General features: G+C 68.4%; 11 protein-coding genes. 3 read left to right on the plus strand and 8 right to left on the minus strand.

All coding sequences use genetic code 11. The features are described from left to right. Positions 1-24: 24 nt before the first annotated feature. The 7 genes from C1A15_RS11070 to C1A15_RS11100 all read right to left on the minus strand — a co-directional run bounded on the left by C1A15_RS11070 (position 25) and on the right by C1A15_RS11100 (position 6,601). Positions 25-1,446: a transcription antitermination factor NusB gene (locus tag C1A15_RS11070; RefSeq protein WP_101722625.1), complete on the minus strand. Its 1,422-nt coding sequence runs from the start codon at positions 1,444-1,446 to the stop codon at positions 25-27. Then, on the minus strand, positions 1,439-2,395 hold the full coding sequence (gene fmt / locus C1A15_RS11075) for a methionyl-tRNA formyltransferase (RefSeq protein WP_101722626.1): 957 nt from the start codon (positions 2,393-2,395) through the stop codon (positions 1,439-1,441). Before fmt ends, C1A15_RS11070 begins: the two co-directional genes overlap by 8 nt. Before the next feature lies 1 nt (position 2,396). Further along, positions 2,397-2,948, minus strand: a complete 552-nt coding sequence (gene def, locus C1A15_RS11080; RefSeq protein WP_101722627.1) for a peptide deformylase — start codon at positions 2,946-2,948, stop codon at positions 2,397-2,399. A gap of 136 nt (positions 2,949-3,084) precedes the next feature. Next, positions 3,085-4,029 (minus strand): SPFH domain-containing protein, encoded by a 945-nt coding sequence (locus C1A15_RS11085; RefSeq protein ID WP_101722628.1) that lies wholly within the window; start codon positions 4,027-4,029, stop codon positions 3,085-3,087. Between the two features lies 1 nt (position 4,030). Beyond that, positions 4,031-4,459, minus strand: coding sequence for an NfeD family protein (locus C1A15_RS11090; RefSeq protein ID WP_101722629.1), 429 nt, complete (start codon positions 4,457-4,459; stop codon positions 4,031-4,033). Between the two features lie 72 nt (positions 4,460-4,531). Further along, entirely contained in the window at positions 4,532-6,400 is a 1,869-nt protein-coding gene (gene dnaG, locus C1A15_RS11095; protein WP_101722630.1) for a DNA primase, read from the minus strand. 9 nt (positions 6,401-6,409) lie between these two features. Next, positions 6,410-6,601: a hypothetical protein gene (locus tag C1A15_RS11100; RefSeq protein WP_101722631.1), complete on the minus strand. Its 192-nt coding sequence runs from the start codon at positions 6,599-6,601 to the stop codon at positions 6,410-6,412. 209 nt (positions 6,602-6,810) lie between these two features. On the opposite strand from C1A15_RS11100, the gene C1A15_RS11105 reads away from it, so the two are divergent. Then, positions 6,811-7,980: a baeRF8 domain-containing protein gene (locus C1A15_RS11105; protein ID WP_101722632.1), complete on the plus strand. Its 1,170-nt coding sequence runs from the start codon at positions 6,811-6,813 to the stop codon at positions 7,978-7,980. A gap of 240 nt (positions 7,981-8,220) precedes the next feature. Next, the gene (locus C1A15_RS11110; RefSeq protein WP_101722633.1) at positions 8,221-9,447 is read left to right on the plus strand and encodes a deoxyguanosinetriphosphate triphosphohydrolase family protein; all 1,227 of its coding nucleotides are present in this window, start codon (positions 8,221-8,223) and stop codon (positions 9,445-9,447) included. Here the strand turns inward: C1A15_RS11110 and C1A15_RS11115 are convergent. Further along, positions 9,426-10,883, minus strand: coding sequence for a helix-turn-helix transcriptional regulator (locus C1A15_RS11115; RefSeq protein WP_180953078.1), 1,458 nt, complete (start codon positions 10,881-10,883; stop codon positions 9,426-9,428). The genes C1A15_RS11110 and C1A15_RS11115 overlap by 22 nt on opposite strands. Before the next feature lie 288 nt (positions 10,884-11,171). Here C1A15_RS11115 and C1A15_RS11120 point away from each other — a divergent pair, with 288 nt between their 5' ends. Beyond that, complete coding sequence (locus C1A15_RS11120) at positions 11,172-13,577, plus strand: molybdopterin-containing oxidoreductase family protein (protein WP_101722635.1); 2,406 nt, start codon at positions 11,172-11,174, stop codon at positions 13,575-13,577. The last annotated feature ends 2 nt before the right edge of the window (positions 13,578-13,579 follow it).

Genomic DNA, 13,579 nt, shown 5'->3' on the forward strand with positions numbered 1-13,579 from the left:
TTTCGATTCGGGGTGCGGCGTGCGTCAGGCGGTGCGGACGAACCGGACGGCGAAGTGGGCGTCCGACGATCCGGGGCGCAGGCGCGTGGCGACGCAGGAGCGGCCGTTGACGGGCGCCAGCTCGAAGCCCGCGCCGGCGGGGCTGTCGAGGAAGGCCTTCACCACGCCGTTGTTCTCCTCGCGCGTCACCGTGCACGTGGCGTAGGCCAGCGTGCCGCCGACGGCCACGTGAGGCGCCGCGGACTGGAGCATGCCCAGCTGCACGCGCGCGAACTCCGCGACGTCGGCCGGCGTGATGCGCCAGCGGATCTCGGGGTGGCGGCGCAGCGTGCCCAGGCCGGAGCAGGGCGCGTCGATGAATATCTCGTCGAACTGCCGCTCCCCCACCACGGCGTCCAGCTCGAGCGCATCGCCCGTGAGCGCCTCGGCCACCTGCGCGTTGTAGCGGTCGGCACGCTCTTTGAGCAGCCGCGTCTTGAACGCATGGTTGTCGAGCGCCGTGAGCGCGAGCTGCGAGCCGTAGGCACGCTGGGCGTCGCTTTGCAGCAGGATGGTCTTCGTGGCGCGCCCGGCGCCCACCTCCAGCAACGTTTCCGGCTTCCGCTCGGGCAGCACCGAGGCGGCCACGAGCTGCGAAGCGGCGTCGGACACGAGTATCTTGCCTTGGCCGAACAGGCGCTTCACCTCGGGCAGCAGCAGAGCGCGCGTATCGAGCACGCGGTAGCAGCCGGGAACGCGCACGTCGTCGATCGCCACCGGGTCGAGCCCCTCGTCGAGCTTCTCGAACGCGGCCACGAGGGCCTCGTCGCTCGTCTTCGCGGCGTTGACGGCGATGAACAGCGGCGCCTGCTCGTTCGAGGCGCGCATGAAGTCGAGGGCCGCCTGCGGCCCCAGGTCGGCGATGAGCTTGCGCGCGAGCCACAGCGGGAACGCGTGCAGGCGCGCGAGCGCCTCGAGGTCGCGCATCGGATCGCCGAAGGGGAACGACGCGCGCAGGGCCACGATCTTGCGCAGCACCGCGTTCGCCAAGCCCGACGCGCTCACCGCGAACGAGCGCACGAGCTCGACGCCCTGGTCGACGGCCGCATGCGGGCTCTTGCCCAAGAAGATGATCTCGTAGGTGCTCAGGCGCAGGGCGTCGCGCACGTCGGGCTTCACGTCGTCAGGCTTGTTGAGCGCGCGGTCGATGACCTCGTCGAGCGTGCCGCTGGCGCTGACCGTACCGAGCGCCAGCTTCGTGGCGAAGGCGCGGTCCTCCGAGGAGAGGTCCGAGCGGTCGATGCGCGTGCCGATGACGTCCTGTGCGAACGCGTCGCGCTCGCGCACGGCGCGCACCACGTCGAGCGCGGCGAGGCGCGCGGGGCTCGCCTTGGAGCGCGGCCTCTTCGGCGGGTTCTTGGGTCCCGCGTAGCCTTTCGGCTCGCGCTTCTCGGATGGTTCAGGCATGCGTTTCCTCCCACGTCAGGCCGCCGTCTTTGATTCCCTGGATGCCCGCGGCGAACGAACGCGCATCCATGGCCTGCTTGCCGTCAGGTTTGAGTTCGAGCGCCTCGAGGACGCCGTCTGCCATGCCGAGGAACAGGCGCTTGCCCGCGAACCGCACCGATCCGGGCGCGAGGCCCGCCGCAAGCTCGCCGCCCTGCGCGTCCTCGACGGCGCGCGCCTCGAGCACGGTGACGCCGCGTCCCGCGACCGTCGCGCGCGACGGATGCGCCGCGCGCGACGCCTGCACCTTGCGCGACGCCGTCAAGGCGTCGTCGGCCGGCGACAGGTCCAGCTCGCGCTTCTCGATCTTCGACGCGTAGGTCACGAGCGCCTCGTCCTGCTCCGTCCACTCGGCGGCGCCGCGCTCGACGTGCACGAGGGCGGTGAGCAGGGCGTGCGAGCCCAGGTCGGCCAGTTCCTCGGTGAGCTCTGCGGCGCTCTTGCCCTCGACGGAGGCTGTGCGGCACACGCAGTACGCGCCCGTGTCGAGGCCCTCCTCCATGCGCATGATGCACACGCCCGCCTCGGCGTCGCCCGCCAGGATGGCGCGCTCGATGGGCGCGGCGCCGCGCCAGCGCGGCAGCAGCGAGGCGTGAACGTTGAGGCAGCCGAAGCGCGGGATGTCGAGCACGGCCTTCGGCAGGATGGCGCCGTAGGCCGCCACGCAGACGACGTCGGGCGCGAAGGACGCCAGCTCGCGCTGCGCCTCTTCGTCGCGCAGGGTGCGCGGCGTCAGCACGCGCAGGCCGTGGCGCTCGGCCACGGCCTTCACCGGCGAGGGCTCGAGGCGCTTGCCGCGGCCGCGCACCGCGTCGGGGCGCGTGTACACCGCCACCACGTCGTGCTGCTCCACGAGGTCGTCGAGTATGGTCGCCGCGAACTCCGGCGTGCCCATGAACACGACGCGCATGTCAGCGCACCCGCGCTTCAAGCGAGGTCTCCCCCGGCTTCGCGCCGGAGGCCACCGCGATCTCGTAGTCGCGCAGCGCCTGGATGCGCACGAGCGGGTCGCAGCGCTCGAACATGGTGATGCCGTCGAGGTGGTCGAGCTCGTGCTGCAGGCAGCGGCCCAGAAGATCGTCGCCCTCGATCTCCCACTCCTCGCCGTCGAGGTCGAAGTAGCGCACGCGCGCGAACGGCGGGCGCGCGATGGGCACCGAGATGCCGGGGCACGACAGGCACCCCTCGCCCGCCACGACGGGGTCGCCCTGCGTGTCCACGAGCACGGGGTTCACGAGCACGATGGGGTTCTGCTCGCCCTCGTCCTGGTCGCAATCGATCACCACGAGGCGCTTCGTCACGCCCAGCTGCGGCGCGGCGAGGCCGCAGCCGTCGTTCTTGTACATGGCCTTCGCCATCTGCTTGGCCAGCTTCTTCAGGCTCTTGTCGTCCAGATCGCACGGTTCGCACATCTGGTTCAAGATGGGGTTGGGGGACTGCACGATGGAAATCACGGTCAACACGTCCTTCTTGCTTCTATGGGACGCGCCGCCCGTGGTCGGGGCGGCGCGGGTTATCGTCGGGTTCGTATTGTCCGGTTTCGGGCGCGCCTTGTCTAGCGGTCTTCCGAAAGCTCCACAAAACGCGAGGTGGGAAGCGCTATTCCTGCTTGTCCACGACGATTTCCTTGAGCGAGGCGGCAAGGCCCGCCATGCCCTGGATCTCGGAGGGGATGATGAGCTTCGTGGCCTGGCCGTCGGCCACCTTCTTGAGCGCCTCGAACGCCTGCAGCGTGAGCACCGCGCTGTCCGCGCCGGCCTCGCGCACCATGCGGATGCCGTCGGCCGTGGCCTGCTGCACGTTCAGGATGGCCGCCGCCTCGCCCTCGGCCTCGCGCATCTGCTTCTCCTTCTCGGCCTCGGCGGCGAGGATCACCTGCTGCTTCGCGGCCTCGGCGGACAGGATCTGAGCCTGCTTGTTGCCCTCGGCGATGGTGATGGCGGCCTGCTTCTCGCCCTCGGCCAGAAGCACGGCCTCGCGCTTCTCGCGCTCGGCCTTCATCTGCTTCTCCATGGCCTGCTGGATGGCGGCGGGCGGCGTGATGTTCTTCACCTCGACGCGGTTCACCTTGATGCCCCACGCGTCGGTGGCCTCGTCGAGGATGGCGCGCATCTTCGCGTTGATGGTGTCACGCGAGGTGAGCGTCGTGTCGAGGTCCAGATCGCCGATGATGTTGCGCAGCGTGGTGGCCGACAGGTTCTCGATGGCGATGATGGGGTTCTCCACGCCGTAGCAGTACAGCTTCGGGTCCATGATCCGGAAGAACACGACCGTGTCGATGGACATGGTGACGTTGTCCTTCGTGATGACGGGCTGCGGCGGGAAGTCGAACACCTGCTCCTTGAGCGAGATGTAGGGGCGCACGCGATCGATGAAGGGCACCTTGACGTGCAGGCCGTTGTTCCACGTGGCCAGGTACGAGCCGAGGCGCTCGACGATGGCTGCCTCGGCCTGCGGGACGATTTTGATGCACGTGACCGAGAACAGCACCACGAGCACGACGATCACGATGATGGCGATCATGAGCGGATCGAGGGTGAACATGTCAGGACACCTTCCTTTCGACGATGAGCTTCACGCTCTCCTGCCCCACGATGCGCACCACAGCGCCCTGGGGGATGAACGAGCCGTCCGCGGAGCGCGCGGCCCAGGTCATGCGGTTGTCGGTTTCCACGCGACCGGTGAGGCCCTCGTTGTCGACGTCCTCCACCACGATGGCGGTCTGCCCGACATGGGTGGGTTCCTCCTGCTTTCCGCGATCGCGGTACTTCACGAACACGGGGCGCAGGGCGACGAGGCACACGACGGACACGATCAGGAACACGACGATCTGCACGAGCAGGTCGGCGCCGAGCAGGTTCGCGCCGAACGCCACGAGGGCGCCCACGACGAACCACATGGTGATGAGGCCGAACGACGCCACTTCGGCGAGCGCCATGACGGCGGCGACGGCCAACCAGATGAAGGGGCTCACGGGCTCCTCCTTTCTCCTGCTTCGAGTATACCATTCCATGCGCCGTCCCGCGCGCGAGGGGCGCGAGCCCGATCAGGACAGCGGCTTGTGGGCGGCGCGACGGCGCTTGAGGTCCTGCTGCATGGCGGCCACCGTCTCGTACAGCATCTCCAGCTCGTCGGGATCGAGGCGCGAGGGGTCGGCGATCTGGGCGCGCAGGGCCCCCACCGCGTCCTCGGCGTCGCCGATGGCGAGCTCCTCCACGAGGAAGGAGGCCAGGTGCTCGGGCGTCGACGTTTCGGACACGGTTCCCGACGTCAGCACGCTCGCCGCCGCAGGCAGCGCGCGCGACGCCTGCGCCACGAGGCGTGCCGAGGAGGATGCAGGATCCTCGGCCAGCGTGTCGAGCATGCTCTGCGCGATCACGGCGTGCGCCTGCTCGTGCCACTGGGTCTGGGCGAGGGCGTCGGCGTGCAGGAGCGCGAGGTCGGGGCGGCGCGCGGCCAGCGTGAGCAGCTGGCGCTCGAAGCGGCGGCGGTTGATCTCGGCGCGCGGCAGGCTGCGGCTCGGCCGCGGCGGCGCTGCCGCGGGCGCGCCGTCGGCGGCGCCCGCCTCGTCGCGCTCGCCTTCGGCCTTCGGCGCCTTCAGATGCTCCAGCTGGTCGATCACGTCCTGCTCGCGGGCGCGCACGCTCGTGGCGATCTGCACCGCGTAGTCGCGCGCGAGCATGGAGTCCTTGATGGGGGCCAGCACCTGCAGCGCGTCGGCGAGCGCCGCGGCGCGCCCTTCGGCGCGGCCGAGGTCGTGGCGGGCAAGGCGACGCTCGATGCCGTACTTCAGCAGCGGCTGGGCCTGCGCGATGAGCTTCTGCAGCTCCTCGGCCCCGCGCTGGGCCACGAAATCCGCCGGGTCGAGGTTGTCCGGCAGCGTGACGGCGGCCAGCTCGATGCGGCTCTTGCCCGCCTCGGGCGTCATGGAGTCGTCGATGAACGCGAGCGCGCGGTCGGCGGCGCGCTGGCCCGCCTCGTCGCCGTCGAACAGGTACACGATGGCATGCTGCGCATGGCGCGACAGCAGGCGGATATGGCGCATGGTGAGCGCGGTGCCCAACGTGGCCACGGCGTTCTTCACGCCCGACTCGTGCAGGGCGATCACGTCGGTGTACCCCTCCACCACCACGGCCACGCCCGTCGAGGCCATGGCGGCCTTCGCCTTGTCCATGCCGTACAGCACCTGCGACTTGTGGAACAGGGGCGTCTCCTGCGAGTTCAGGTACTTCGGCTCGCCCTTGCCCACCACGCGCCCGCCGAAGGCGATGCACTCGCCCTGCGGGTCGTTGATGGGGAACATGATGCGGTTGTAGAAGCGGTCGCGCAGCTTGCCGCCGTCGCCCGACAGCGCCACGTTGGCCTGCACCATCTCGTCGGGTTTGAAGCCCTTCGCCGACAGGTGGCGCACGAGCTGACCGCGCCCCGGCGCGAAGCCGAGCTGCCAGGTCTTCGGCACCTCGCCGCCCAGGCCGCGCGCGCCCAGGTAGCTGCGCGCCGCCGACGCGTCGGGGCCGGGATTGCGCATGAGCTGGGCGTGGTAGAACTGCGCGGCCTCGTCGCAGACGGCCTTGAGGCGCGCCTTGCGGCTGCTGCCGATGCTCTTGCGGCCGCCGCTCTCGGCGATGTCGATGTGCGCGCGCTCGGCCAGCCGGCGGACGGCCTCGGGAAACGACAGGTCCTCGGTCTTCATGACGAAGCCGAACACGTCGCCGCCCTCGCCGCAGCCGAAGCAATGCCACAGCTGCAGGGAAGGGTCGATCTTGAACGACGGCGTCTTCTCGTTGTGCAGGGGGCAGCAGCACCAGAAATCGCGCCCGCGCTGCTTCACGGGCGTGCGCTCGCCGATGACCGCGACGAGATCGCTGGCCTCGCGTACCTTCTGAATGTCCTCTTCGCTGATGCCGCCCGCCACGGTGCGCCCCTACCTTCGCCTGTTCTGCTTTGCCAGCACGACGTTCACGAGAAACACGAAGGCGAGCGCGAGCGACGGCCCCAGCTCGGCCAGCCCGACGCCCTCCTCGCCCGCGTTCATGTACGTGAGCACGAGGCTGCCCGTCATGAGCACGAAGCTCAGCGCTCCGATCGCCGCGAATATCCACTGCCTGTTCTGCATGCGCTCCCTTTCCGCGTTCGTCGCCGTCCAGTATAGCGCATGCGCGCCCCCGCGTCGGCAAGGCGGAAGCGCGCGGGCCAATCAGCAGAACGCCAACCGAATCCTGACAAAACCGCAGCAGCATCGGCCGCGCTCGGAGCCGCTGCTATGCTGGATCGGCCGGCGGCCCCCGTCGGCTTCCGCACGATCATCGACAAGAGAGGTTTGCCATGAACGACGACATCAGCATTTTGGCGGACTTCGATTCTGCGCTCTACGAGCAGGTCGAGCCGCCCCTCGTATCGCTCTACCTGCCAACGCACGGGCGCGTGCCCGGCGACGACCGGGACCGCATCGAGTTCAAGGCCCTGGTCGAGCAGGCGCGCGAGAAGCTCGCCCAAGAGCGCGAGCGCCGCGAGTACACGGGCGTCGACGAGCGCCTCGACCAGGTAGCGGCGCGCCTCGACGAACTTGCGAGCCCCGCGCCCGGCGGCAGCCTCGCCGTGCTCGTGGGCAACGACCGCACCTATATATACCAGCTGGGCTACGAGGCGGGGCCGCTCGCGTTCGTAGGCGAGCGGTTCTACGTGCGCCCGCTGCTCAAGAACTTCCAGTTCGGCTCGCGCTACTTCCTGCTGGGCCTGTCGGCCGACCGCTTCGCGTTCGTCCACGGCGACTTCGGCTCGCTCGAGCGCGTCGAGCTGCCCCAGGACGTGCTCGACGAGTTCAGCGAGGAGTTCCCGCTCGTCTACGACGGCCACGAGGGCGCCCTCGACTACGAGTCGCTCGAGAACCATATGCCGCCCTACCACGGCTACAAGTCGCGCAACGACGTGAGGAAGGAGGAGGCCGAGAAGTTCTTCCAGTACGTGAACCGGGCGGTGACCGACCATCTCGTGCAGGGCACCGAGCTGCCGGTCATCCTCGTGAGCCTGCCCGAGCATCAAACGGCGTTCCGCCGCATCTCCACCATCCCCCACCTGCTGAACGAGGGCATCGAGAAGGATATCGGCGGCATCGAGGCGCCCGAGCTCTTGGCCGATGCCAAGGCCGTCATCGAGCACGTGCGCGAGGCGCGGGCGGACGAGCTGCTCGAGAAGCTCGGCGACGCGGAGCCCCACGGCGGCGGCTCGACCGGCCTCGAGGCCATCGGGCTGGCGCTCGTGGAGCGCAAGGTGCGCGCGCTGTTCGTGGCGGAGGGCGCCTACATCCCCGGCGGCTTCGACGACGAGACGGGCGAAGTCCATCTGTTCGAGCGCGAGCCGCACGGCCGCTTCCAGGGTCCCGAGCTGGCCGACCAGTTCGCTCGGGCCGCTTTGGCCCAAGATGCAGAGGTGTTCGAGCTCGCCCCGGAGAAGATCCCCGGCGAATCCGGCATGGCTGCGCTGTACCGCTACTGATCCGCTCAGAAGCCATCGGCACCGATCCGCTTCGTTAATGCACGCTTTTGACAAGCTTTCATGCGTATGAAAGGCTGTTTTACTTGTCAAAAGCGTGCATGAGCGGAATGCAGCCGCTCGGGGTCGGCGCATGCGCTCGCTCGCCGACCCCTTCGCCGTACGCGGCTCCATGCGCTACAATGTCCTCGATGCACACGATGCGTGCCGCTCGCGCGGCGCGCCGCACAGCAGAGGACGCATATGGATCACGCGAACATCCCCTACCTCACGCTCGACGCGGACATCGAGGCGGCCATCCGCGCCGATCGCGCCGCGGGCCGGCTGCACCCGCACCGCTTCGACGACGCGGGCGTCGTGCGCCGCGAGCGCAACCCGCACGACGATGCCACGCTCACGCGCCCCGCGTTCGCGCGCGACATCGAGAAGATCCTCAACGTGCCGGCGTACAACCGCTACGCCGACAAGACGCAGGTGTTCTCGTTCGTGGAGAACGACGATATCAGCCGCCGCGGGCTGCACGTGCAGCTGGTCAGCCGCGTGGCGCGCGGCATCGGATCGCTGCTGGGGCTGAACTGCGAGCTCATCGAGGCCATCGCGCTCGGCCACGACGTGGGGCACACGCCCTTCGGCCATGCCGGCGAGCGGTATCTCAGCGCCTGCTACCACGCGCGCACGGGACGCTACTTCAACCACAACGTGCATTCGGTGCGCGTGCTCGACCAGCTGTACCGCCGCAACGTGAGCCTGCAGACCCTCGACGGCGTGCTGTGCCACAACGGCGAGTTCGCCCAGCAGGTGCTGCGCATGGGCGACACGGCCGACTTCGCCGCGCTCGACGGGCTCGTGGAAGCCTGCACCGCCGACGAGCGCGCCATCAAGACGCTGCGCCCTTCGACGCTGGAAGGCTGCGTCGTGCGCGTCGCCGACATGATCGCCTACGTGGGCAAGGATCGCGCCGACGCGCTCGACATGGGCGTCATCGACACGCTCGACGTGTTCGACAGCGCGGTCATCGGCCGCGACAACGCGCGCATCATCAACAACCTCACCGTCGACCTCGTCAATTCGAGCTACGGAACCGACCGCATCGCGCTCAGCGAGGAGGTGTTCGCCGACCTCAAACGGGCCAAGCGCCAGAACTACGAGCTCATCTACGAACGCGAGGGCATCGTGAACGGCTCGGGCAACATCGTGGGCGAGATGTTCGAGGACATGTACGAACGGTTGCTGTCCGACCTGCGCGCAGGAGACGAGAGCTCGCCGGTGTTCAAGCACCATGCGGCCTCGCTCGCGGCCAAGTCGCGCACGGTTCGCATCGACGACTACCTCGCCTCCGACGCGAACCAGGTGGTGGTCGACTACATGGCCTCGATGACCGACAGCTACTTCATGGCGCTCTACGCCCACCTGTTCCCGGGAAGCGACCGGCGCATCGTCGGGCGCGGCTACTGCGCCGACTTGGGCTGAGGGCGCTCGAGCAGGTCGATGAGCTCCTGCTTGTCGTGCACGTCGAGCTTGCGGTACAGGTGCGCAAGATGCGTGTTCACCGTGCCCGCCGTCAGCCCGAGCGCATCTTGGATGCGCGGCGTCGAGCGTCCCTTCGCGACGAGCTCCATGATCTCCTCCTCGCGCGGCGTGAGGTCGTAGTCGCGCGCCACGCGCTCGCAGCGCTCGCGGAACGGGCGCCGCCCGCCGCCGAGGCGCACGCCTAACAAGCTCGTCATCGAGCGGTCGGTGAACAGGAACAGATACGCCAGGAACAGCAGGCACACGCATCCGAGCTCGACGATGCTCAGCACGCGCGGCGCCAGCTCCACGAACGAGCCCAACAGGGCGCCGCCGAACGTGCCCGCCAGAGACCCTGCCACGTGCGCGCCCCACCCCACGCCGATCGAGAACAGCGCCACGAGCCCGTAGAGCCCCGTGATGCGCACAAGCACGATCCACACGAGCAGCGTCACCGTGGCGTACATGGTGAGCGCCACGATGTCGGCGGGCAGCGATCCCAAGTCGAGAATGGGCAGCAACAGGAACATGAACCCGAGCGCGAGCACCGCCGCGCGGTACGCGGCCGCCACGTCCAGCTCGTCGGAGGAGAACAGCGGCACGCACACGAGCGCGATGGACGCCATCGTGGCCACGAGGAACAGCCAGGGGTAGCTTCCCTCGCTGATGATGGGCGAGGCGTTGAAGAACAGCGCCCGGATGAACGACTCGGCGAACGACAGCACGCCGAGCGACAGCAGCGCGCGCAGCGAGAAGGCGCCGCGCCTCAGCGTCGCGGGCGCCGCGTCCTCGCCGCCCCTCCACACGCCCACCTTCGCGAACAGGATGAACCCCACCGCCATGGGCATGAGCACCGTCGCCGCGACGCTCACCGGGCGCGGCAGCGCCACCACGAGGGCGAACAGGATGGCGGCCAGAAGAAACGACGAGGCCGTTTTCACCACGGCCTGCGCCGGAGCGAGCCGACGGAACTCCTCGCCCCAGGCCAGGTACAGCACGCCGAGCCCCGCGCCCGCCGCCGTCGAGAAAAGGGAGCACCACGGCTGCGTGAAGAAGTTGAGGTCGATGACGACGAGCACGACGGTGGACACCGCCATGACCGCCGGCGCGAGCGCGCGCATCGCGGGCGCTCGCATGACGCGGGCGAAGCGCTTCGGCCCGAGCGCGCCCAGGAGCAGCACGGCCAGCGTGCCCACGCTCGAGAAGCCCACGACGCTGTTGAAATGGCTCACGTCGTTGCGCGTCGAGAAATGTACGGTGGTGCTGAAGAACACGATGGACGCCCATGCGAGCGTCAGCGCGAATCCCAGCGCCCGTACGTCGAACACATCGGCCAGCGTCACGGCCTTCAGATGCGCCTTCAGCGCGGCCATGCGCGCCACGATCCCCGCTTCCATGGCGACCCCTTCCCCCCGTGCCGCGTGCGCGGCTGCCATGTAGGCGGCTATTGTACCGCAAACCGACCTCATATAAAACCTATGTTCAACCAGGTGGGAAACTGATTTTTCCCACCTATGAAACCTACGATTTCAAACGGCCGGCAACCTGCATAAAGTGAACCCATCGCATAAGCGATCCTGGCACGAAGCGCGGGGAAACGTCGGGTGCGTGCACGGAGGAGGGGAAGGCTTGGCACGGGCCGACGGGCGCTGGATGCGAGGGGAACCGATCCAAGAGGAGGGATCATGTCAGAACTGACGAGGAGAACGTTCTTCAAAGGCGCCGCCGCGCTCGGCGCCGCCGCGATGCTGGGCGGATGCGCCCCGCAGGAGATGAAGGAATCCGACGGCGCTGACGGCGCCGGCGAGGCCGGCAAGGACGCCGTCGTCGAGGTCAAGCACGCCTGGTGCAAGATGTGCGGACCCGCCCGCACGCATTGCTCCACCCTGTGCACTATCAAGGACGGCCGCTGGACGAACGTCGAGGGCAACCCCGAGGCCGGCAACAACTACGGCCGCGGCTCGCGGACGCTCTGCGCCAAGGGCAACGCCGCCATGCACACGGTGTACTCGCCCACGCGCCTGCTGTACCCCATGAAGCGCACCGGCGAGAAGGGCGAGGGCAAGTTCGAGCAGATCACCTGGGACGAGGCGCTCGACACCATCGCCGCCAAGCTCAAGGAGCAGAAGGAGCAGTACGGCGCCGAGTCCTACGGCGTGCTCAGCCCGCAGTTCTACGCCGTGCTCGGCAGCCTCGGCCGCCGGTTCCTCAACGTGCACGGCTCGCCGAACTACCTGCACTCCGCCATCTGCAACTCGCAGCGCATGTTCTCGCGTCTCGTGACCATCGGCGGCCCCGAGCACGCCAAGGCCACCGACACCGCGCCCGGGCAGCTCGACAAGACGAAGCTTTTGGTGGTGTGGGGCTACAACTCCGAGAACTCGGCCATCAACCAGGGCAACCCGTACAAGCGCATGGACGCCAAGGAAGCCGGTATGCAGATCGTCGACATCCGCCCGATGCAGGAGGGCCTCGGCGCGCACGCCGACTACTGGCTGCCCGTGCGTCCCGGCACCGACACGGCGCTCGCGCTCGCGTTCCTCAACGTCATCATCGGCGAGGATCTCTACGATCACGACTTCGTCGAGAACTGGACGACCGGCTTCGACGAGCTTGCCGAGCACGTGAAGCAGTTCCCGCCCTCCTGGGCCGCCGAGATCACCGGCCTGCCGGAAGAGCAGATCACGGAGGTCGCCCGTCTCATGGGCACCGTCAAGCCCATGGGCATCAACTGCGGCAACGGCATCGGCGACCAGGCCAACGACGGCCACTGGACCGTCGCGTGCGCCTGCATCATCGAGGCCATCACCGGCAACCTCGGCATCGCGGGCGGCGGCGGGGCCGGCATGGTCATGCCGGAACCCCTCATCAAGACGAAGGGCATCGACCTTTTGAGCGACCGTCTGCCGGAAAGCGACGAGGACAAGGCAAACGGCTGGATGGCCGGCGTGTCCAAGCTCGTGGCGCCCGAGACGCCGCGCTGGTTCCAGGACATGGTGACCCAGGAGTCCGGCCCGACGAGCGCCTACAACAAGGGCCTCCAGTCCATCCTGACCGAGGATCCCTATCCGCTGCGCTTCGTGTTCGGCCAGTCCTCGAACCCGATGTCGGCCACCCGCCAGCCCAAGACCATCGCCGAGGCGCTCAAGAAGCTCGACTACTACGTGGTCATGGACACGGCGTGGAACTCGTCGTGCGACTACGCCGACATCGTGCTGCCGGCCACCACGCAGTACGAATCGGCCGACCAGTTCGCCACGAAGAACTCCCCCGCCGGCACGTTCATCGGCATCAACCAGGTGATCTCCGAGCCTCCGGGAGAGACGCGCTCCGACTGGCAGTACTACCTCGACCTGGCCGTGAAGATGGGCTACGGCGCGGACTTCTGGGACGGCGACATCGACAAGATGCTGAACGAGCAGCTGGACGGCTCGGGCGTGACGCTCGAGGAGCTGCGCGAGAAGGGCTACGTGTTCAAGGAGCGCACCGACGGCGCCAAGCCGACCGAGCCCGCGTACCAGGACTACGAGAAGATGTTCGCGAACCTGCCCGGCGGCAAGGTGCAGTGCGTCAACGAGTGGATCGGCGACAAGCCCAACGCCATGGACACCGGCACCATCGAGCGCCTGCCCGTGTACAAGGGCGCGCCCGAGAGCCTCGACGGAACGCCCGACATCGCCGCGGAGTACCCGCTCGTCATCTCCGACGTGCATGCCTACCGCCTGTGCAACCACAGCTACTACCACGACGTCCCCTACTTGCGCGAGCTGCAGCCCGAGCCCTGGGTGAAGATCAACCCGGCCACGGGCGCGAAGTACGGCATCGCTGACGGCGACTGGATGACGGTGGAATCGCCCCACGGCTCCATCAAGATGGTGGCGCGCTACTTCGAGGCCATCGCGCCCGACGTCCTCATGACGAAGCGCGGCTGGTGGGAGCCGTGCGAGGAGCTGGGCCTGCCCGGCTACGGAACCCTGGACGGCGGCAGCGAGGTCAACGTCCTGTACGACGACAACATGGACAATTTCGACGGGTTCACCTCGGCGATGGCCAAGCAGACGCTCGTCAAGATCTCGAAGAGTGAGGGGTAAAT

It is taken from the genome of Eggerthella timonensis (assembly GCF_900184265.1).
Taxonomy (GTDB): domain Bacteria; phylum Actinomycetota; class Coriobacteriia; order Coriobacteriales; family Eggerthellaceae; genus Eggerthella; species Eggerthella timonensis.